This is a genomic window from Nostocoides sp. (genome assembly GCF_037045025.1).
Classification (GTDB): domain Bacteria; phylum Actinomycetota; class Actinomycetes; order Actinomycetales; family Dermatophilaceae; genus Nostocoides_A.
In genome coordinates this window covers 310,663-330,556 of record NZ_JBAOHM010000009.1, presented here as the reverse complement: position 1 = coordinate 330,556, position 19,894 = coordinate 310,663, and the positions used below count along the sequence as shown (strand labels likewise).

The following is a 19,894-nucleotide window of genomic DNA, read 5'->3' as shown; positions in this document are numbered from 1 at the left end:
TCTGTTTTGCCTCTCCCGCCACCCGACGGCATTATTTGCATGTGCAAGCAACTGAATCACCGGCTGCGGGCGGGTGTCCGGCCCGGCAGGGCGCGGCCTTCCCGTCCGCCCCGGACGAGCTCGCCTATCAGCTGGTGCGGGTCGCCAAGCTGATCCGCTCGGTTCGCACGACCGCCCCCCGCGCGCACTGGGCGGTCGACGCGAACGCCTATCCGCTGCTGTTCAACCTCTGCGGCGACCCGATCCGGATCTCGGCGCTGGCCGAGCGAACCCACCTCGAGGTCTCCACGGTCAGCCGCCACGTTTCTGGGCTGGAGCGGGACGGGATCGTCCGGCGCATCCCCGACCCGGCCGACCGGCGCGCCCAGCTGGTCACGCTCACCGCCGAGGGGCAGGCGGCCCTGCGGGCGTTGCAGGAGCAGCGCCAGGGCTGGTTCGCCGACCTGCTCGCCGAGTGGGACGCGGCCGACGTCACCCAACTGATCGACCTGCTCACCCGCTTCGGCGACACCGTCGAGACCCGCCGCGCCGAGCACGGACGCGCAGCCGCCGCCCATGACGACACCCCCTTCGTGAAGGACCCTTCGTGAACCTCCCCAGCACGACCCGCCCCAAGCCCGGCCGGCACCGGCGCCCCAAGGGGGCACCCGCTCCCGCTCGCGCGACCGACCACGCGCCCGCAGCCCACGCGTCGCCGAGCCCGGCCTCGGCGGGCGACACGGCGACCGACCTGCCCCCAGCGGCCGGCCACGATCACCCCGAGGCCCCGCTTAGCCACGCGCAGATCGTCACGATCCTGACCGGGTTGATGACCGGCATGTTCCTCGCCGCCCTCGATCAGACGATTGTCGCGACGGCGATCCGCACGATCGCCGACGACCTGCACGGGCTGGACCGGCAGGCGTGGGCGACCACGGCGTACCTGATCACCTCGACGATCGTCACGCCGCTCTACGGCAAGCTCTCCGACATTTACGGCCGCAAGCAGTTCTTCGTCGCCGCGATCTCGATCTTCGTCCTCGGCTCGATCCTGTGCACCCTGGCCCACTCGATGACCTCGCTGGCGGTGTATCGCGCCGTCCAGGGGGTCGGCGCCGGCGGCCTGTTCAGCCTCGCGCTGGCGATCATCGGCGACATCGTGCCCCCGATGGAGCGGGCCAAATACCAGGGCTACTTCCTCGCGGTCTTCGGCACCTCCAGCGTGCTCGGCCCGGTCATCGGCGGCTTCTTCGCCGGTATGGACAGTCTCCTCGGCCTCGCCGGCTGGCGCTGGGTCTTCCTCGTCAACGTCCCGATCGGGATCGTCGCCCTCGTCGTCGTCATCCGGACCCTGCATTTGCGGCATACGCGGCTGGACCACCGGATCGACTGGTGGGGCGCGGTCGCGCTGTCGATCGGGATGGTGCCCCTCCTGCTCGTCGCCGAGCAAGGCCGCGAATGGGGCTGGAGTTCCGGGCGAGCCATCGCCTGCTATCTCATCGGGGCCGCGGGGGTCATCGCCTTCCACCTCATCGAGCGGTGGATGGGCGACGAGGCCCTGCTGCCGATGCGGCTGTTCACCAACAAGACGATCGGGATCTCCTCGATCGCCTCGACCGTGCTCGGTATCGCGCTGTTCGGCGGGATCGCCTGCCTGCCGCTGTATCTGCAGATCGTCAAGGGCTCCTCACCGACCGAGGCCGGCCTGCAGCTGCTGCCGCTGACCCTCGGCATCATGGCGGGCTCGATCATCAGCGGGCAGACGATCAGCCGCACCGGCCGCTACCGCCCGTTCCTGCGGATCGGTGCCCCGGTCCTGGCCGCAGCGCTGCTCATCCTGCACTGGCTGCGCTATGACACCCCGATGTGGCAGCTGATGCCGGTCATGGTCCTCTTCGGTCTCGGGATGGGCTTCATGATGCAGCCGCTCATGCTCGCCGTCCAGGCCGCCGCCGACCGCGGCGACATGGGGATCGCGACCGCCTCGGCCACCTTCACCCGGCAGATCGGCGGGACCCTGGGCACCGCGGTCTTCCTCTCGATCCTGTTCTCGGCGTTGCCGGACCGGATCGCCTCGGCGATGGCGGCGGCGCGTGGGACCAGCGATTTCCGGGCCGCGCTCGCCGACCCCGCCAACGCGGCGATCGTGCGGGAGATGCAATCCGGCGGCGCCTCGTCGTCGGTGCTGAAGGACTCCTCCTTCCTCACCTCCCTCGACCCGCGCCTGGCCAAGCCCTTCCTGCAAGGCTTCGCCGAGGCGATGGACGTGGTCTTCCTCTGGGGAGCGGCGGTCATGGCGGTCGGCGTGGTCGTCACCTGGATGATCCCGCAGATCTCGCTGCGACGACCGGCGCCGGGTGAGGCGCCGATCGTCGCCGAATAGCCCGAGGGGTCAGCGCCGCCCGCCGGCGAACGCCCAGGCCGAGACGTTGAGCGTGTCCTCCACCCCGGACAGCCCCTCGACGAGCGAAAAGCGGTCGGTGGCGAAGTCGGTGTCGCCGTCGTCCGCCGTGCCCGGGATCAGGTCGGGACCGACCTGGAACATCCGCCAGTAGCCGGCGCCGCCGCTGTCCATCAGCGAGGTCACCGAGTTGGCGTTGTTGGTGTGCCAGTTGCCGATGTAGTGCCCGACCTCGTGGCTGACGACGTTTCCGATCGCGGTGCCGATAAAGCGCACCTTGTTGGTGCTCGGCCGGACGTAGGCGTTCAACGAGGACGGCGGGTCCGCGACGCCCACGGCGGGCTCGCTCAGCTTGTCCAGCAGAACCAGGGCGGTGTCGGTGCGGCTGTAGTTGCCCGGGTCGATGTATTGGGCGATCCCAATCGTCTCAATGCCGCACTCGTCGATCGTTCCCCCGACGATGACACGGGAGACGCCAGGTTTGCCGAAGTCGTCCGGCATCCGCGAACCGTTGACAATCTCCACCTTGACGTTGGGGTTGAGCCCGTGCGCGATCAGGTCCGCCTTGAGGTTCTCGGTTGCCGACCGGGTGATCTGTGCCATCAGCGGCTCAAGCTGCGATGGGTTCAGGCCCCACTTGGGCAGGAAGGACGTCAGCGGCGACAGGTGCGCGGTGCCGGGCGGGCCGTGGACGATCGAGGGGTCGATCGTCGCCCCGTTGAAGTCGAGATAGATCTTCTGCACCCGCGTGCGCGGGTCGGACTCCCCGCCGGGTCGATAGACCTCGACCGTGTTCGCGTAGCTCCCGGCGCCACGGTCGACGATCACGCCATACCAGCCGGATTCCTCGGCGACATAGCTCACCGACGCATTCCCGCCGCCTGGCAGGGGCGATGACGGCGGGAAGGCACTCGAGAAGTCGGAGTCGGCGGTGGCGGCGACATAGGTCCCATCCCATTTCTGGACCGCGACCCCACGCGCGTTGCCGGCGACCGAGGTGCCGAGGACATCGCCGGAGCGCAGCTTGACGAGCACGGCGTCGCGATCGGCTTTCCAGGCGCCGATGTTGAGGGTGTAGGCGCCGGGCGCCTGGGTCGAGCCGGAGCCCGAGCCGGAGTCGAAGACGTCGAGTTGGAAGGCGTCCAGCGGCCAGATCCCCACGTAGTAGGTGCCCGCTCGCGCCGGCCGGCAGATCAGTGGCCGCCCCGCTTGTCCGCCGGCCCAGGGAATCTCGACCGCCAGCGCGGTCCCGGCAGCGTCGGCGAGGACAAGAATGCTCTCGGTGCGCGTGCCACTCGCATCGACGGTGATGCTCTCGCCGGCTTTGGTCTGCAGCGAGAACCAGTCGAAGTCGCCGGATGTGTCCCCGCTCGCCCCGTGCGGGCCGTCCCCAATCGTTCCGGTGACCCGGACCCGCGCATTGCCCCGGATGCGGGTGTCGGCGGCCAGCGATATCGAGCCGTTGTCCTCCACGGGCGTGGCCAGCCGCCGCGTCGGCGGCGCGGTGTCGGCGAGGTCGCCGCGCACGAGCATCCGGTTGTGCTTGCCTGTTCCCAGGCCGAAGGCGCTCACCTTCTCCGCGCGCCACACCGTGTCATTCTCGCCAACGATGCCCAGGGCCTCCTTCTCCCGGTAGACGAAGGGGGTTTGCAGCCGGCCCTGCGGGCTGGCCGCGGCGCGCGCGGCGTCCATCCGCGCCGTGTCGGCGGCCCGGGCGGCGCTGCGCCGGGTCAATTCCTGTCGCCAGGCGCGGAAGTCGGTGTGCCGCAACGACGGCAGGTAGCCCAGGACGGGGTTTGCGCCCTGCAGCCCGGTGCCATAGGGGGCGAGTTGGAGCCCGAGCGCCAACCGCGCTTCGTCGAGTGGAGACAGGTCGCCGGTCGGCGCCTGTAGTGGATCGAGCGAACTCGGCGGGCCGGCCGGCGACGGTGGGCCGGCCACGGCTAGTGGGGCGATGACGACGCCGAGAGCGGCGAGCCCGGCCACGGCAGCGGACATGCGCATGTGTGATCCTCCCTGCTGACCGGCCACGGCGCCCGTCGCCGCGGCCCGTGATACCGAACCTAGCGCTCGATCCGATCGCTGGGGGAAGCGGGTGTAGCTCTGCGGCAGCTCTGCCCGGTCAAACAGAACTCGGCACCGAACGTGACTTCCGGCATCGAGTGGATCTCAGCCCCAAACCAGCCCCCGGGCGGGGTCGGCGAGGATGGCGGCGACATCGGCAAGGAACCGGCTGCCAAGTTCCCCGTCGACCAGCCGGTGGTCGAAGGACACCGCGAGCGTCGTCACCCAGCGTGGCTCGATCCGCTCCTGCTCGCCGGTGCCGACCACCCAGGGGCGCCGGGCGATCGTGCCGAAGGCGACGATCGCCGACTCGCCGGGGTTGATGATCGGGGTGCCCGCGTCGATCCCGAACACCCCGATGTTGGTGATCGTGATCGTGCCGCCGCTCATCTCGGCCGGCTGGGTCTTGCCGGCGCGGGCCGTCTCGGCGAGCGCGGTGATCGCCGCGCCGAGCTCGCGCATCGTGAGCAAGTCGGCGTCCTTGATGTTGGGCACGAGCAGCCCCCGCGGGGTGGCCGCGGCGATCCCGAGGTTGACATAGCCCTTTTGGACGATCTCCTGCGCCTGCTCGTCCCAGGTCGCGTTGATCCCCGGGTTGCGCCGGATCGCGACGCAGATCGCCTTGGCGAGCACGAGCAGCGGCGAGACCTTGACGCCGCTGAACTCCTTGTCCCGCTTGAGCCGCTCGACCAACTCCATCGTGGCGGTGACATCGACGCTCACCCACTCGCTGACGTGCGGAGCGGTGAACGCCGACCCCACCATGGCCGCAGCGGTCACCTTGCGCACGCCCTTGATCGGGATGCGCTGCTCTCCACGCCCGGATGCCGCTCCCCCGCCTGGCGCGCCCGGCTCGCTGCCCGCTCCCGGCACCCCGGCAGCTGGGCTCGCCTGCACGGCAACGGAACCGATCGCTGCCGATTCGACATCGGCGCGGGTGACGATCCCGCCCTCGCCGCTGCCGCGGACCCGGGCCAGGTCAACCCCGAGGTCGGCGGCCAGCTTGCGCACCGGCGGCTTGGCGAGCACCCGGATCTTGGCCTCGGCCTCGGGCGAAGGATATGCCAGCTCCGCCAGCGGCCGGCGGTCGCGCAGCACGTGCATCGAGTGCTCGGCGACGAGTTCACCGGGGCCGGCCGAGATGCCCTGGGTGTCGACGTGTTCCTCTTCGTCGGGACGATGGGCGATCGTCTGCTTGAGCTGCTCCTTGCGCCGAGGGCGGCGCTTGGCCTCGGTCACCTTGACGCCGTAGCCGACAAGGACCGGGGTGCGTTTGGGCTCGCCGGCCGCGTCGCCGCTGGAGCCGGTCGACCCACTCGCGCCGGCGGGGGTGTCCCCGGTAGCGGCCTGGGCGAGCGCCTCCTCTCGCGGCGGGGCGCCGTCGTCGCGTTCGGTAGCTGCGCCTGCAGGTCCGGCCTGCAGGGACGCAGCCACGCCATCGGCGACGTCACCGGCGTCGGCACCGCCCCCGGCCACGGTTACGCCGCTGGCAGCGCCGGGGAAGGACCCGTCCTCGACACCGTCGTCGACGGCGATGATCGGGGTGCCGACCTCGACCGTGGTGCCCTCGTCGACAAGCAGCGCGGTGATGGTCCCGGCATACGGAATCGGCAGCTCGACAAGCGATTTGGCGGTCTCGATCTCGACCACGATGTCGTTGACCGCGACGACATCCCCGACGGCCACCCGCCAGGTGACGATGTCAGCCTCGGTCAACCCTTCACCCGGGTCGGGGAGGCGGAACTCGCGCACTGTCATTGCTCTCTCCTTCAGTGGGCGAGCGAGCGGTCGACGGCGTCCAGGACGCGGTCGAGGTCGGGCAGGAAATCCTCTTCGAGCCGGCTCGGCGGATAGGGGAGGTTGTAGCCACCGACGCGCAGCACCGGCGCCTCCAGCGAGTAGAAGCACTCCTGCTGGATCTGGGCGGCCAACTCGGCACCGAGCCCGAGGAAGGTCGATGCCTCGTGGACCACGACGCACCGCCCGGTGCGGCGCACCGAGTCGAAGATGGCCGGCGTGTCCAGCGGGGTGAGCGAGCGCAGGTCGATCACCTCCAGCGAGACGCCGTCCTCCTCGGCGGCCTGGGCGGCCTGCAGGCAAGAGCGGACCATCGGCCCATAGGCAAGGATCGTGACGTCCGCGCCGGGACGGATGACGTTGGCGGCGAACAGATCCCGCTCGGGTGCATCGGTGACCTCACCCTTGTCCCAGTAGCGCCGCTTGGGCTCATAGAAGACGATCGGGTCGGGGTGCTCGATGGCCTCCTGGATCATCCAGTGGGCGTCGGAGGGGTTGGAGCACGAGACGACCCGCAGGCCGGCGGTGTGCGCGAAGTAGGTCTCGTTGGATTCGCTATGGTGCTCGACCGCGCCGATGCCGCCGCCGACCGGGATGCGGATGACCATCGGCACGGTGACATTCCCGAGGGAACGGGCGTGCAGCTTGGCGACCTGGCTGGTGATGTGGTCGAAGGCCGGATAGACGAAGCCGTCGAACTGGATCTCCACGACCGGCTTGTAGCCGCGCAGCGCCAAGCCGATCGCCGTGGCGACGATCCCGGCCTCGGCGAGCGGGGTGTCGATCACCCGGTCCTGGCCGAAGTCCTTCTGCAGGCCCTCGGTGATCCGGAAGACGCCGCCGAGTTTGCCGATGTCCTCCCCCATCAGCACGACCTTTGGGTCCTTGTCCATGGCCGCGCGCAGGCCGGAGTTGAGCGCCTTGGCCATCGTCATCGTCGCCATCTCAGTGCGCTCCTTCGAAGCTGTCGAGGTAGGCAAGCAGGGCGGCGCGCTCGGCCGCCATGACCGGGTGATCGGCGGCATACACATGATCGAACATCGACCCCGGTGTCGGGTCGGGCAGCGCCAGGCAGCGCTCGCGCAGATCGGCGGAGAAGTTGGCCGCCTCGGCGTCGCAGGCCGCGAAAAAGTCGGCGTCGACGCCGTATTCGCGTTGCAATAGGCTGCGCAGCCGGGCGATCGGGTCGCGGTGTTTCCACACTTCCACCTCCGCGAGGACCCGATACTTGGTCGGGTCGTCGCTGGTGGTGTGCGCGCCCATCCGATAGGTGAACGCCTCGATGAGCGCCGGCCCCTGGCCCTCGCGGGCGGCGTCGAGGGCGGCCTTGGTCACGGCATACGTCCCGAGAACGTCGTTGCCGTCGACCCGCACGCCCGGGAAGCCGTATCCCGCGGCACGCTGATAAATCGGCGCGCGCATCTCGATCTCGTTGGCCGAGCTGATCGCCCACTGGTTGTTCTGGCAGAAGAAGACGACCGGGGCGTTGTTGACGCCGGCGAAGACGAACGCCTCCGCGACGTCGCCCTGCGCGCTGGCGCCGTCGCCGAAATAGGTGATGACGGCCGTATCCCGGTCGGGATCGCCGGTGCCGACCGCGCCGTCGCGCTGGACACCCATCGCATAGCCGGTCGCGTGCAATGTCTGCGCGCCGATGATGATCGTGTAAAGGTGGAAGTTCTTCTCGAACGGATCCCAGCCGCCGTTATGGACGCCGCGGAACATCCCGAGCAGGTTGAGCGGATCCACCTCGCGGCACCAGGCGACCCCGTGCTCGCGATAGGTCGGGAAGGCGAAGTCCTGTGCCTGCAGCGCCCGGCCGGAGCCGACCTGGGCGGCCTCTTGCCCCAGGCAAGGCGCCCACAGCCCAAGTTCGCCCTGGCGTTGCAAGGCGGTCGCCTCGTTGTCGAAGCGGCGCACGATCACCATGTCGCGATAAAACCCGCGCAACTGCTCGTCGCTGACCGCGTCGGCGATCTCGTCGTATGCCGTGCCCCGGACTCGCTCGCCCTCGGGCGTCACGAGCTGGATCATGTCGGGTCCACCATCGCGGGCACGCCCGCTGCTGGCCTGCGTATCCACTGCCAACTCCGTCCTGCCCGCGAGGGGTCACCCCGGGGGCGCTCAGGCCGCTGCCCAGCACCGTCGCGGGATCTCCGACCTCGGCGCTGGTCGCGGCAGGCTTGGCGGTCACGACGTCGTGCCCGCCCGCTGTTGCGTTGGGCCATAACCTACCGTCCTCACGGCCGCGGTGGCAGCGCGTCGGCCGGGGTGCGCCCCCTGCGCACACCCCGGCCGCGGCGGTCGGTGTCGGTCGCGGCGACGTCAGTCGCGGCGGGTGACGGTGGGCGCCTTGCGGATCGACAGACCGGCGATGACCGCAGCGATTAGCGGCACACCGATCAGGATGCTGGCCAGCCAGATCACGGGTATGCCGATCGTCGGGCTCAGCGTGATCTGCTGCTGGGTCACCTCATCCCAGCCCGACGACGTGGATGGGTAGCTGATGGCGACCCCGGCGACCAGGCCGATGACGATGCCCAGCCCGACTCCGAGCAGGCCGACGGTGGCGGCTTGGGCGGCGGCGAAGCGACGGCGGGTGCCCTTGGTGGCCCCGACCGCGGCGAGCGTGCCCATGTCCGACTGTTGCTCGGCCAACGCCAGCGCGGTGCTGATCAGCGTGACGGTGACCAGCAAGAAGGCGGTGATGGCAAAGACGATGAGCATGATCCGGAAGCTCTGCGATTGATAGCCGCGCTCGATCTCGATGCCGCCATCGGCGCTCAGCCGCTCGACGACCTTCTTTTCGGAGTCGCGGGAGATCGGGCCGTTCGGATCGTAGATGTGCATCGCGGCGTTGACGGTTTGGACCCCGAGGCGGTTGGTCACCTCCTGAGGGATGAGCAGGCCGGTGTAGGTCTCCACGCCGCCGCGGGCATACTGGCTCGCCGGGATGGGCAGGGCGGGTAGATCGACGGTCTTCGACGTCGCGATTGTCGGCTGCTGCGTGTCCGGCTCTTTCACCTCGCCATAGGCGATCCGGACGGTCCCACCGGAGATCCAGGCCCGATCGGCGACGAGGATGGCGCCGTCACGGACGGCTTGCGCGTCGGCGCCGGTGAGCTGCAGGCGGCGCACGATCTCGGCCGCGGGGAGGACCAGCAGGCCGCTGCGGGCCGGTCCCCCGACGCTGCCGGCCTTCAGGCAGGTCCGGTCGGCATACGGGTCTGCTTGGCCCGAGTAGCCGGGCATCGTGTCGGCGGGGGTGCAACCCTTGGCGAGCACGCTGAGGAAGGGCCCGGTCGTGGGCGCAGTGTCGGAGGTGTTGGCGTAGTCGATGCTGACGGCATACTCCGGCACCAGCTTCCACGTCGGGGCGTTGGCGGCGATGATCCCCTCGAGTTCGGCTCGGGACTCCTTGTCGCCGACATATGTTGTTCCTTCGCCGGCGATGGTGCGTGGCTGGTATTGCCGGGCCTCGAATTTCGTGGAGCTGGCATAGGCGACGGCGAAGGTCGCGAGCAGAGCGGCGCCCGCCATGACCGCCGCTACGGTTGGCACCGAGCGGTGGCGTTGGCGGGAGGCATCGCGGGTAGCCATCCGCACCGCGGCCGGGAAGCGGGCGGCGAGCCGGCCCGCCCAGACCAGCAGGATCGGAATACAGAGCAGGGGGCCGATGAACAGGCCGAGGATGGCGACGACCGCCCCGACCGGTGAGTTGGCGGTCACCGCATAGAACGCGCCGGCGCTGCCGATGAGGAAGAGAACGAGGCCGACGACCGGCAGTTTGCGGCTGTGCGGCGGGGAGACGTTCTGGCCCTTCATGACCCCGACGATGTCGAGGCGCCCGAGGCGCAGCGCCGGGATGAGCGCGGCGGTGAGGGCGGCGAGGATCGCGCAGGCGGCAACGATAATGACGGCGATCCACGGGATGTCGGTGGGACCGAATAGCGTCGTCCACGGCCGGCTGCTGCGCCAGTATCCCGCGCCCGCCGCGGCCACGGCGATCCCCGCCGCGGCACCGATGACGACGGCGAGCGCGCCGAGGACGACGGCCGAGGCCAGGACGGAGCGGCGCAGCTGGCGGGTCTCGGCGCCATTGCTGGCGGCCAGGGCGAGCGAGCGCCGCTGCCGGCCGGCGCTGACCGCGAAGGCCGGTCCGACGAGCAGGGCGGTGATGACGAACAGTAGCGCGCCGAGCATGGCCGCGGCCAGGCGCATGGCGGCGACGTCCTCACCTTGCGGGGTTTGCGCCTCGGCCGGGAGTTCGGCCGGCGACGGCGGGTTCTCGACAACCGCCCTGCTGGTGACGGCCAGCCCGTAGCCGTTGAGTTTGCGCACCTCCGGCCACAGCACCGGGGTCGGCCGCATGATCAAGAAGGTGGTTTGCCAGACGCGGTCGGCGACCCAGGGGGCGGTGGTGACCAGGTGCGGCATACCGATATTGCTGTCCCGGGCGTCCACGACGCCGACGACGGTGACGACCTCCTTCTCGTCGCCGAGCTTCAGCTCGATCGTCCCCGAGGAGGGCAGCCCCTCGCGCTCGCCCAGGGGCGTGACCGCGACCTCCGCATTGCTCGTCGGCCAGCGTCCAGAGGTCAGCCGCGCCTTGGCGCCGTAGTCGACCTTGGGGTCGAGAAAGACAACGGATCCGTAGGGGCGGCGCTCACCGGCAGTCCAGCGGAAATCCCCGGTCTGGATGACCGCGACCGGGCCGCCGACGAGCCGGCTGATCGCGGCCGCCTGCTCGGCGGCCGGCGCATTCCGGTCGTAGCCGGGGATTGTGGTTGCCTTCTTGGGTTTCTCGCCCGAGCCGCCGAAGCCGTAGCTGCCATCCGCGCCCTGGACGACGACGTCCTCGCTGATCGAGTCGATCACGGCGGCGGCATTGCCGAGCCGGGACGGCAGTTGTTCTCGGGACGAGATGTTCGAGGTGGCGCCGAAGGTCAGGCCGCCGACGATGAGGGCCACCGGGAGGGCGACCATGACGACAATGAGCGCGCTGCGGCCCCGGTAGCGGCGGGCGTCGCGACGAGCCATCGTCAGCGAGACCCGCCAGCTGTTGCGCCACCGGCCAAGCCGGCCGCCGCCGCGGCGCTCGGGCGGCGTCGGCGTGGCGGCGGCCGCCGGTGGCCGCGTGGTTGTGGTGGTCATCGCTCAGTGCCCCGATCCGACGAGCAGGTCGTCGATCTCGCTGGCGTTGCCGGTGGTGTCGACGACCACGCCGTCGCGCAGGAAGACCACGCGGTCGGCCCAGGCAGCGTGCCGCGCCTCATGGGTGACGAGCAGCCCGGCCGCGCCGGAGTCGCAGCGCTCGCGCAGCACGCGCAGCACGCCTTCGCCGGTGTGGGAGTCGAGGGCGCCGGTCGGCTCGTCGGCGAGCACGAGGCGACGGTCGCCGACCAGGGCCCGGGCGATCGCCACTCGCTGCTGTTGCCCACCGGACATCTTGTCGGGGAAGCGGTCGATCAGCTCGCTCAACCCGACCAGGTCCAAGGCCGCCTTGGCCAGCCGGCGGGCGGGTCGCGGTGAGGTGCCGTCGAGTTCCAGCGGCAGGGCGACGTTTTCGCCGGCGGTCAGCGACGGGATCAGGTTGAAGTCCTGGAAGACGAAGCCGACCCGGCGGCGGCGCAAGGCAGCAAGTTGGGCGGCGTTGAGGGAGCCGATCTCGGCGTCCTCGACGAACACCTGCCCGCTGGTGGCCTTGTCGAGGCCGCCGGCGAGGTTGAGCAGCGTCGACTTGCCCGACCCGGACGGGCCCATGACCGCTACCAGTTCGCCGGGAGCGACCTCCAGGCTGACCCCGCGCAGCGCGTGGACCGCGGTCTCTCCCTCACCGTGGGTGCGGTGGACATCGACGAGTTTGAGGATCGGTGCGGTCATCGTGAGGCCCCTGCGTGGTCGGGTTGCTGGCGGTCGAGTCGGTTGCAATACCGAGTATGTCGCAGCATATACCGGGTATGACCGCCGGTCAACGACCGGTTGCCCCCCTCTCGCCGGCGATAGGGTCCGGCAGGTGGGCATGATCTGGGTTGGGTATTGCCGCGACGAGGCCGAACTGCGGCAACTGGCCGAGTACCCCGACGGCTTCGCCGCCCTCCTGGAGTCCGACGACGACGCACCCTCGGTCGACCTCGATAAGGCGTGGCACGGCATCCACTGGCTACTGACCGGTTCGGCCGAGCCAACCGGGGACGTCCTTTCCGATGCGATCTTCGGCGGCCGGCAGGTTGGTGACGACCTCGGCTATGGCCCGGCCCGGGTGTTGACCGTCGACCGGGTTGCCGCGGTCGCGGCGGCAATGGCGAGGATCGACCCGGCAACCTTCGGCGACGACCTCGATCCGAGCGCCGCCGAGGACGCCGAGGTTTATCCCCGCCGGTGCCGCCCTCGGAGCGGCGGGATCGGGACCGCCGGTCAGGAGGAGTTCACTCCTGCCCGACGATCCTGCGGATCGTCAGCTTGTCGAGTTTCCCGGAGGCGTTGCGCGGCATGAGGGTGACCGTCTCGATGCGCGAGGGCAGCTTGTAGCGGGCCAGGCGTTCACTGCCGAAGGCACGCACCTGCTCCAGGTCCACCTCAACGCCCTCGGCGAGCGTGAGCACGGCGACGACGGCCTCGCCCCACTTCTCATCCGGCATCCCGACGACGGCAATGTCGACGACGCCGGGCATGTCGGCATACGCGCGCTCCACCTCGGCCGGATAGACGTTCTCCCCGCCGGTGATGATCATGTCCTTGAGCCGGTCGACGATGAACAGGCAGCCGTCGTCGTCGAGATACCCGATGTCGCCGGAGCGGAACCAGCCGTCGGCAGTGAATGCGGCCGCTGTGGCCTGTGGGTTCTCCCAGTAGCCGGGAGTGACGTTCGGCCCGCGCACCAGGATCTCGCCGGAGACACCGGTTTCGGCGGGGTTGCCTTCCAGGTCGAGGACCGTGACCTGCGTGTGCGGCATCGCGATGCCGGCCGAGCCGATCTTCTCGATCGTCCACTCGGCGGGAAGGTGGGTGGCGAACGGCGCCGTCTCGGTGAGGCCCCAGGCCTGCTGGAGCAGCACGCCATGCTCTGCGAACGTGTGGACGAGCGAGGGTGGGACCGGCGCACCGGCGACGATGATGCCGCGCACGTGCGACAGGTCGGCAGCCCACAGCCCGGGGACGCGGACGAGGGCGGCAAACATCGCCGGCACGCCGAACATCGAGTTGACCTTGAGCTCGACCAGATCGGCGAGCATCTCGGCGGGGTCGAAGACGCGACGCAGGACGGCGGTGCCACCCCGGGAAATCGTCCGCAACAGGAAGGAGTTGAGGGCGCCGATGTGGAAGATCGGTGCGGCGCAGTAGGTCACGTCCCCACGCAGGGTGTCGACGCGGCTGTCGACGTTGACCTGATTCCAGAAGATGTTGCCGTGGGTGAGGATGACGCCCTTCGGCAGGCCGGTCGTGCCGGAGGTGAACATCAGGATCGCCGGATCATCCATATCCCGCGAGTGGTAGGTCGTTGCGGGCTGCGCCGCCTCCAGGAGCGGTTGCCACCGTTCCCACCCGGGAATTTCGCCCTCGGCCTCCACGGGGATCGCCGGGTCGTCGTCGACGAGCAGGAAGCGCCGGACCTGCGTCTGGTCGCGGACCCGATCCACCTCGGCGCGATGGCCCTCCTCCGCAATCAGGGTGACGGCGCCGCTCGCGGACAGGATCCGGGACAGTTCGGGACCAGCCAGGCGGAAGTTCACCGGGACGAAGATCGCGCCCAGCCGGAAGGCGGCATACATCGTGACGAGGAAGGTCGGCGAATTCAGGCCCACATAGGCGACCCGGTCGCCCACGCCCACGAGGCCGTCGGCGAGGACGGTCGCGAGCCGTTGGACCCGGTCCTGAAGTTGTGCGTAGGTGAGGTCTCCACCGGGGTAGATCACCGCCACGTGGTCCGGGGTGGTCGCGGCATTCTTGGCCAATCCCGCTGCCGGGCTGACATCGACATGATGGCCGGAGTTGGCCTCGTGTCCCAGGCTCATGATCAATCCTCGCTGTGGCCGGTTTGGGTGGACGGCGTCCCGCGACCGTCAGGTCTTCTTGGTCGGGACGATATCGCCACCGGCCGCGCTCGGCCAGGGAGTGTGATCGGGTTCGCCGTCACCGACCGCGACGGAGTCCAGCGCGACCGTGGTGTAGAGCGGCGGCTCCTGGTCCGGGGTGAGCGCGGTCGCGCCATAGATCCAGTCGACGAAGGAGTAGTCGTCGACCTTGCGCGCCGAGAGGATCGCGTTGCGCTGCAATCGCTTCACGCCGTCCACGTGCCACAACTCGCCCCAGGCGCGGGCGGTCTGGACGACCCGCTTGCAGTGCTCGGGCCGCACGGCGTTGTATGCCGCGAGCACGCTCTCCCAGTCGATGCCGGTGCCGTCCTCGGAGCGGTCGACGCCTTGGGCGCCGGCGTGCTCGGCGAGCACCCAGCCGTCCTCGAGAGCCATGACGGCGCCCTGGGCCATGTATTGCAGCGGCGCGTGGGCGGAGTCGCCGAGCAGCGCGATCCGGCCGTGGACCCAGTTGCTGATCGGGTTGCGGTCGAACATCCGCCACCAGCGGTCGCGCCACATCAGTGGCAGCCCCTCCTGGACCTGCGCGCAGGTGCCCTCGAAGGCGGCATCCATCTCGTCGGGGGTTCCCCAGTCCTCAACTCCGGCAAGGGCTTTGGGAGACTCGAAGACGGCGACCTGGTTGAACATCTCCCCGCCGCGCAGCGGGTATTGCACAAAGTGGCAGCGCGGACCGACATACACCACGACCTCGTCGGCTGCTGATGTCGTGCGCGGCGACGGTCTCCATCGGCATCGCCCCGCGATAGGCGACGTATGCCGAGTTGACCGGCTGGTCGTCGACGAGCAGCTTGCGCGCGACCGAGTGCAGCCCGTCGGCGGCGATGACGACCTCGGCCTCCTCGATGTGGCCGTCGGCGAAGACCGCCCGCGCGCCGCGCTCGCTGTTCTCATAGGCGAAGCACTGCTGGCCGGTGAACAACTCGACCCCCGCCCGCTCGCACGCCCGCAGCAGCACACTGTGCAGGTCGCTGCGGTGGATGACCATGTAGGGGAAGCCGTAGCGGCGCTCGAGGTCGCGCAGGTCCAGGCTGGTCAGCTCACCGCCGTCGACGGCGTCCTTCATCACCATCCGGTCGGGCAGCACACCGAGGCTCTTGACCTCGTCGAGCAGCCCAAGATCGTCGAGGATGCGGGTGCAGTTCGGGGCGATCTGCAGGCCGGCGCCGACCTCGCCGAAGGCGTTCGCGCGCTCCAGCAGCCGCACGCGAAGACCTTTGCGGGAGAGGGCGTATGCCGCTCCCAGGCCGCCGATGCCGCCGCCGACGACGATGACGTCCGGGCGGGAGGTTGGGGCGGACGACGTGGTCATGGCAGGTTCTCCTCAGGTCGGTGGAGCGTAGACGTTCGTGGGGTCGAGTTCAGAGCCACGGCCCGATGGTCGGGGAGGGCTCGCCGGTCGCGCCGATCAGCGGCGCGTGGTCGCGGCCGGCGAGGTATGCCGTGACATCGGCCAGCGGGCCGCGCACCTCGACCGGGTTTCCGTCGCCGGCGACCGTCCAGCTCCGGCCGGCGTCGGTGGCGGTCACGACGAGCGCCGGGCCCGCGCCGGCGGATCGCTTGGCGGCGATGTCGGCGGCGAGGGCGGCGAGGAAGCCGGCCGGCAAGTCCGAAAAGGTCACGCCGGTGGCGAGATCGACCGCGTGCACGCACGTCTCGCGGGCGCGCATCCACGGGGTTTCGCTCGCGGGGACGGTCCGGCCCTGGGCGGTGACGACCTCGTGGGTCCACTGCTCGTCGGTGAGCGCGTCCATGGCGTTCTCCAGCGCCCCGGCCGAACGGTCGAACCACGCGGCCAGCGCCTCCCCCGGCTTGCCGGCCCCGGCTTCGATGTCGGCGTTCCGCTGCTCCGGGGAGGAGTACATCGGGGTCTGCTCTCCGGTCGCCGCCCAGTGGATGAGGTTGCCGACCGCGTCAGCGTTGGCGGCGAGGTGGGCGCCGAGGTGCTTGCGCGTCCAGCCGGGCAGCCCCGAGGGGGCGGCCCAGTCGGACTCGTCGAATCCCTGGATCGCGGTGCGGCACAGGTCCTCTCCAGCGGCGACCCAGGCGCGGGCGTCGGCCAGGGACCGCGCGTCGGGGGAGCTGCCGGTGCCAGCCGGGGACGAGGGCTGCGTCATACCGATCTGCGTCATACCGATCCGCCGTCGGCGACGACGACATTCTCGAGGCGGCCGAGGCCGTCGATCTCGGTGATCACGCTCTGGCCGGCCTGCAGATAGACCGGGGGCTTGCGGGCGTGACCGACGCCGCCGGGGGTGCCGGTGGCGATCAGGTCGCCGGGGTTGAGCCGGATCATCGTCGAGCAGTATTCGACGAGGTGGACCGGGTCGAAGAGCAGGTCACTCGTGTTGTCCTGCTGCATGACCTGGCCGTCGACGGTGCAGCTGACCGCAAGGGCCGGGCGGACGCCGCCGGGCAACTCGTCGGGGGTGACCAGGTAGGGGCCGACCGGAGTCGTCGCGTCCCAGTTCTTGCCCTGCAGCCATTCGCGGGTGCGGAACTGCCAGTCGCGGCAGGTGATGTCGTTCAGGACGGTGAAGCCGGCGATGGCCGCCTCGGCGTCGGCGCCAGACGCGCGGCGGGCCGGGGCGCCGATGACGACGGCCAGCTCGACCTCCCAGTCGAATTCCTCGGTCTCGGCCGGGCGCTGGATCTCATCGCCCGCGCCGATCAGGGTGTCGGCGAACTTGCAGAACAGCGTCGGGTATTCGGGCAGGTCGCGTCCCATCTCCTGGATGTGGGTCTTGTAGTTCAGGCCCACACACACGACCTTGCTCGGGTTGGGGACGAGCGTGGCGAAGTCGGCGTCAGCAGCGGCATACCGCTCGCCGTCGGCGGACTCGGCGAGCTCGCGCCAATCGGGCTGCGCGAGAAGGGCGCCGACGTCGCTCACCCCGAGGTCGACCAGGTCCTCGCCGTCGAGGCGGACGGCCGTGGTGCGGTCGGCGAGGCGGATGGTGGCCAGCTTCATGAGGGGTCTCCTGCGGTGAGGGTGTGGGTGCGATAGAGGTTGAGCTTCTCAAAGAGGGGGGCGTCGTTGAACTCGAAGAGGTCGAGCGCACCCGAGTCGGAGTCGGAGCCGGAGGCCTCGCTGACGATCGACAGCGGCTGCCAGGACGGGACGACGAACATGTCGCCGCGGCATACGCTCCAGGAGAACTGGCCGACGGTGACCCGGCCGGCGCCGTCGAAGACCTGGTAGACCGACGAGCCGGTGGTCTGGACCGGCGCGGTCTCGACGCCGCGGGCGATGCGGTGGAACTGGGTGCGGATCGTCGGCAGCACATCGGCGCCGTTGGTCGGGTTGGTGAACCGGATCGCCGCATGGCCGGGCTCGACGGTGCCGCCGAAGCCCTCCTTCTCCAGCAGCAACTGGTCGGCCAGCGCCCGGTCGGTGTTCTCCCAGCGGTAGCTCAGCAGCGGGCTGCCTGCGGTCGACCCGATGGCGCTGACCGGCGCGATGCCGGGGTAGCCCCACAGGCGCTGGCTGCGGGAGCGGTCGGGGGTCGCGTGCTCGGCCTCGGAGATCTCATCCCGGCCGAAGTCGAAGAACTGCGACTCCACCTCATACTGGAAGGGGATGTCCAGTCCGTCGATCCAGGCCATCGGGGCGCTGGCCGCGTTGTGGTGGGCGTGCCAGTTCCATCCCGCCTGCGGGAGGAAGTCACCACGGCGCATCGGTATGCCGTCGCCCTCGACGACCGTCCACACACCTTCGCCCTCCACCACGAAGCGGAACGCATTTTGGGTATGCCGGTGCTCCGGCGCGTCCTCGCCCGGCATGAGGTACTGGATCGCGGCCCACAGGGTCGGGGAGGCATAGGGTTTGCCGCCGAGCGACGGGTTGGCCAGGGCGATCGCCCGGCGCTCCCCGCCCCGGCCAACGGGGACCAAATTCCCTGCGCGGCCGGCGAGTTCAAGCAGCTTGGTCCATTCCCACAGGTGCGGCTGGGCCTTGCTGCGCGGGTGGGGCGGCATCAGGTCGCCGATCTCGGTCCACAGCGGGACGAGGAGTTCCTTCTCGAAGCCGCGGTAGAGGTCTTCGAGCTCGGGGGTGACCACGGGCTGGCCGGGTCCGTCGACGGCGGTGAGGCTCACGGGTGAGACAGTCGGTGCGGTCATGGCGACTCCTTAGGGTTCCTGGCGGTTATCAGTGGGCGAGAACGGGTTCGGTAGGCCGGTCGGTCGACGGCTTGGTGACCACGAGGGTGGCCAGCAGCAGGATCGCGGCGAGGGCGGCGGCGACCGAGAAGGCGATGAAGTTGCTGCCGACGCCGAGGTTCGCGGCGAGCAGCCAGCCGCCGACCTGCGGGGCGAGGACGGCGCCGATCCGGCCGATGCCGAGGGCGAAGCCGAGCGCCGTGCCGCGCAGCGCCGGCGGGTAATGGCTGGCGACGGCCGCGATGATCAGGCACTGGGTGCCGTGGGTGCCGACGCCGGCGAGGATCAGCGCGGCATAGATCGGGGTGACGGTGCCGGGATAGGTCAGCAGGTAGGCGAGCCCGACGGCCGCGAGCGCGGCGGCGGCGATCGCCGAGCGCAGCGGTCCGAAGCGGACGCCGGCCCAGGCGGTGACGAAGGACCCGATGACGGCGCCGATATTGAGGGCGATGAGGAAGTTGAGCGGGTTGCCCATATCGAACCGGTCGTCGCTGCCCATCAGCTTCGGCAGCCAGGTGCCCAGGCCGTACCACGCGAACAAGGTTGCCACGGTGGCGACGGCGAACATCACGGACGCGGCGAGCCAGGGGGCGCGCAGGATGGCTCCGAAACCGGTCGGGTGCTCCTCGGTGGTCTCATCCAGCGCGTGGTCAACGGCATACGTCGCCTCGATCTGCTTGGCCTCCTCGATCCGGCCCCGGGAGCGCAGCCAGGTGGGGCTCTCCGGCAGCGCGACGTAGCACAGCGGGAGGAGGACGACGACGGCCAGGACGGCAACGGCATACATCCAGCGCCAGCCGTGGGCGGCGATGACCTCCCGGCCGAGGAGGGCCGCGATCGTGCCGCCGATCGGGACACCGGACATCATGATCGTCGCGACCGCCGACCGGTGGGCCTTCTTGACGAATTCCGCGGTCAGCGCGTTGGCCGAGGGGACCAGGCCGCCGAGGCCGATGCCGGCGAGTAGCCGCAGCACGCCGAACGCCTCGCGGTTTGGGGCCCAGGCGCACAGGGCGGTGAACAGGGAAAACCAAAACGTCGACCACAAGATCGTGCGTCGCCGCCCCAAGCGGTCGGCGAGCGCGCCGGCCCCGAGGGCGCCGATCAGCATACCGGCGAAGGCGAGGGAGCCGATGAAGCCGGCGGTGGCGGCGGTCAGGTTCCAGCCGGGTTCCTTGATGATCGACGGCAAGGTCGTGCCATAGACGATGAGGTCATAACCGTCGAAGACGACGATCGACCAACACAGCAAGATGACGAGCCACGCGGGGCGGCGCAGGGTGGTGCGGGCCTGGCTCTCGGCGGTGAGATTAGCGGTCATGTCACTTAGTGTGGCAGTGTCCCACGATGAGGAATCAACTATTCTGTTTTGCAGAACACGGCGGTATGCTGCGGG

Annotated in this window: 16 protein-coding genes; 3 read left to right on the top strand and 13 right to left on the bottom strand. The window is 70.0% G+C overall.

The features are described 5' to 3' along the window. Positions 1-41 precede the first annotated feature (41 nt). Together V9G19_RS10585 and V9G19_RS10580 are read left to right on the top strand one after the other, a co-directional pair. Entirely contained in the window at positions 42-590 is a 549-nt protein-coding gene (locus tag V9G19_RS10585) for a MarR family winged helix-turn-helix transcriptional regulator (RefSeq protein WP_462285431.1), read from the top strand. After that, positions 587-2,362, top strand: a complete 1,776-nt coding sequence (locus V9G19_RS10580; protein WP_462285430.1) for an MDR family MFS transporter — start codon at positions 587-589, stop codon at positions 2,360-2,362. The genes V9G19_RS10585 and V9G19_RS10580 overlap by 4 nt, the downstream gene beginning before the upstream one ends. Before the next feature lie 9 nt (positions 2,363-2,371). Here V9G19_RS10580 and V9G19_RS10575 read toward each other — a convergent pair whose 3' ends face one another. The 6 genes from V9G19_RS10575 to V9G19_RS10550 form a co-directional block, all read right to left on the bottom strand. Continuing rightward, positions 2,372-4,378 carry a PPC domain-containing protein gene (locus tag V9G19_RS10575; protein WP_462285429.1) on the bottom strand — a complete coding sequence of 669 codons (2,007 nt, stop codon included), beginning with the start codon at positions 4,376-4,378 and terminating at the stop codon, positions 2,372-2,374. Between the two features lie 171 nt (positions 4,379-4,549). Further along, the gene (locus V9G19_RS10570) at positions 4,550-6,202 is read right to left on the bottom strand and encodes a dihydrolipoamide acetyltransferase family protein (protein WP_462285428.1); all 1,653 of its coding nucleotides are present in this window, start codon (positions 6,200-6,202) and stop codon (positions 4,550-4,552) included. Between the two features lie 11 nt (positions 6,203-6,213). Then, positions 6,214-7,185, bottom strand: coding sequence for an alpha-ketoacid dehydrogenase subunit beta (locus V9G19_RS10565; RefSeq protein WP_462285427.1), 972 nt, complete (start codon positions 7,183-7,185; stop codon positions 6,214-6,216). Between the two features lies 1 nt (position 7,186). Next, positions 7,187-8,275 (bottom strand): pyruvate dehydrogenase (acetyl-transferring) E1 component subunit alpha, encoded by a 1,089-nt coding sequence (pdhA, locus tag V9G19_RS10560; protein ID WP_462285426.1) that lies wholly within the window; start codon positions 8,273-8,275, stop codon positions 7,187-7,189. Positions 8,276-8,566: 291 nt separating this feature from the next. Continuing rightward, positions 8,567-11,395 carry an FtsX-like permease family protein gene (locus V9G19_RS10555; protein WP_462285425.1) on the bottom strand — a complete coding sequence of 943 codons (2,829 nt, stop codon included), beginning with the start codon at positions 11,393-11,395 and terminating at the stop codon, positions 8,567-8,569. 3 nt (positions 11,396-11,398) lie between these two features. Beyond that, positions 11,399-12,124 (bottom strand): ABC transporter ATP-binding protein, encoded by a 726-nt coding sequence (locus V9G19_RS10550; protein ID WP_462285424.1) that lies wholly within the window; start codon positions 12,122-12,124, stop codon positions 11,399-11,401. A gap of 139 nt (positions 12,125-12,263) precedes the next feature. On the opposite strand from V9G19_RS10550, the gene V9G19_RS10545 reads away from it, so the two are divergent. Beyond that, entirely contained in the window at positions 12,264-12,737 is a 474-nt protein-coding gene (locus V9G19_RS10545) for a DUF1877 family protein (RefSeq protein ID WP_462285455.1), read from the top strand. Here V9G19_RS10545 and V9G19_RS10540 read toward each other — a convergent pair. The 7 genes from V9G19_RS10540 to V9G19_RS10510 are packed head-to-tail and all read right to left on the bottom strand — an operon-like array spanning position 12,670 to position 19,819. Then, positions 12,670-14,256 (bottom strand): acyl-CoA synthetase, encoded by a 1,587-nt coding sequence (locus tag V9G19_RS10540; protein ID WP_462285423.1) that lies wholly within the window; start codon positions 14,254-14,256, stop codon positions 12,670-12,672. The genes V9G19_RS10545 and V9G19_RS10540 overlap by 68 nt on opposite strands. Positions 14,257-14,304: 48 nt before the next feature. After that, positions 14,305-14,967 carry an FAD-dependent monooxygenase gene (locus V9G19_RS10535; RefSeq protein WP_462285422.1) on the bottom strand — a complete coding sequence of 221 codons (663 nt, stop codon included), beginning with the start codon at positions 14,965-14,967 and terminating at the stop codon, positions 14,305-14,307. Further along, positions 14,915-15,649, bottom strand: coding sequence for an FAD-dependent oxidoreductase (locus tag V9G19_RS10530; RefSeq protein WP_462285421.1), 735 nt, complete (start codon positions 15,647-15,649; stop codon positions 14,915-14,917). The genes V9G19_RS10535 and V9G19_RS10530 overlap by 53 nt, the downstream gene beginning before the upstream one ends. A 49-nt stretch (positions 15,650-15,698) precedes the next feature. After that, positions 15,699-16,454 (bottom strand): maleylpyruvate isomerase family mycothiol-dependent enzyme, encoded by a 756-nt coding sequence (locus V9G19_RS10525; protein WP_462285420.1) that lies wholly within the window; start codon positions 16,452-16,454, stop codon positions 15,699-15,701. An 11-nt stretch (positions 16,455-16,465) separates the two neighbouring features. After that, on the bottom strand, positions 16,466-17,308 hold the full coding sequence (locus V9G19_RS10520) for a fumarylacetoacetate hydrolase family protein (protein ID WP_462285419.1): 843 nt from the start codon (positions 17,306-17,308) through the stop codon (positions 16,466-16,468). Continuing rightward, entirely contained in the window at positions 17,305-18,459 is a 1,155-nt protein-coding gene (locus tag V9G19_RS10515) for a cupin domain-containing protein (RefSeq protein ID WP_462285418.1), read from the bottom strand. The genes V9G19_RS10520 and V9G19_RS10515 overlap by 4 nt, the downstream gene beginning before the upstream one ends. A gap of 28 nt (positions 18,460-18,487) precedes the next feature. Next, on the bottom strand, positions 18,488-19,819 hold the full coding sequence (locus V9G19_RS10510) for an MFS transporter (RefSeq protein WP_462285417.1): 1,332 nt from the start codon (positions 19,817-19,819) through the stop codon (positions 18,488-18,490). Between the last annotated feature and the right edge of the window lie 75 nt (positions 19,820-19,894).

Excerpts from the sequence above, each read along its gene's own strand:
- V9G19_RS10510 (WP_462285417.1), bottom strand. The coding sequence starts at position 19,819 with ATGACCGCTAATCTCACCGCCGAGAGCCAGGCCCGCACCACCCTGCGC.
- V9G19_RS10575 (WP_462285429.1), bottom strand. The coding sequence starts at position 4,378 with ATGTCCGCTGCCGTGGCCGGGCTCGCCGCTCTCGGCGTCGTCATCGCC.
- V9G19_RS10555 (WP_462285425.1), bottom strand. The coding sequence starts at position 11,395 with ATGACCACCACAACCACGCGGCCACCGGCGGCCGCCGCCACGCCGACG.
- V9G19_RS10570 (WP_462285428.1), bottom strand. The coding sequence starts at position 6,202 with ATGACAGTGCGCGAGTTCCGCCTCCCCGACCCGGGTGAAGGGTTGACC.
- V9G19_RS10535 (WP_462285422.1), bottom strand. The coding sequence starts at position 14,967 with ATGTTCAACCAGGTCGCCGTCTTCGAGTCTCCCAAAGCCCTTGCCGGA.
- V9G19_RS10545 (WP_462285455.1), top strand. The coding sequence starts at position 12,264 with ATGATCTGGGTTGGGTATTGCCGCGACGAGGCCGAACTGCGGCAACTG.
- pdhA (WP_462285426.1), bottom strand. The coding sequence starts at position 8,275 with ATGATCCAGCTCGTGACGCCCGAGGGCGAGCGAGTCCGGGGCACGGCA.
- V9G19_RS10550 (WP_462285424.1), bottom strand. The coding sequence starts at position 12,124 with ATGACCGCACCGATCCTCAAACTCGTCGATGTCCACCGCACCCACGGT.
- V9G19_RS10515 (WP_462285418.1), bottom strand. The coding sequence starts at position 18,459 with ATGACCGCACCGACTGTCTCACCCGTGAGCCTCACCGCCGTCGACGGA.
- V9G19_RS10530 (WP_462285421.1), bottom strand. The coding sequence starts at position 15,649 with ATGACCACGTCGTCCGCCCCAACCTCCCGCCCGGACGTCATCGTCGTC.
- V9G19_RS10565 (WP_462285427.1), bottom strand. The coding sequence starts at position 7,185 with ATGGCGACGATGACGATGGCCAAGGCGCTCAACTCCGGCCTGCGCGCG.
- V9G19_RS10525 (WP_462285420.1), bottom strand. The coding sequence starts at position 16,454 with ATGACGCAGCCCTCGTCCCCGGCTGGCACCGGCAGCTCCCCCGACGCG.
- V9G19_RS10540 (WP_462285423.1), bottom strand. The coding sequence starts at position 14,256 with ATGAGCCTGGGACACGAGGCCAACTCCGGCCATCATGTCGATGTCAGC.
- V9G19_RS10520 (WP_462285419.1), bottom strand. The coding sequence starts at position 17,308 with ATGAAGCTGGCCACCATCCGCCTCGCCGACCGCACCACGGCCGTCCGC.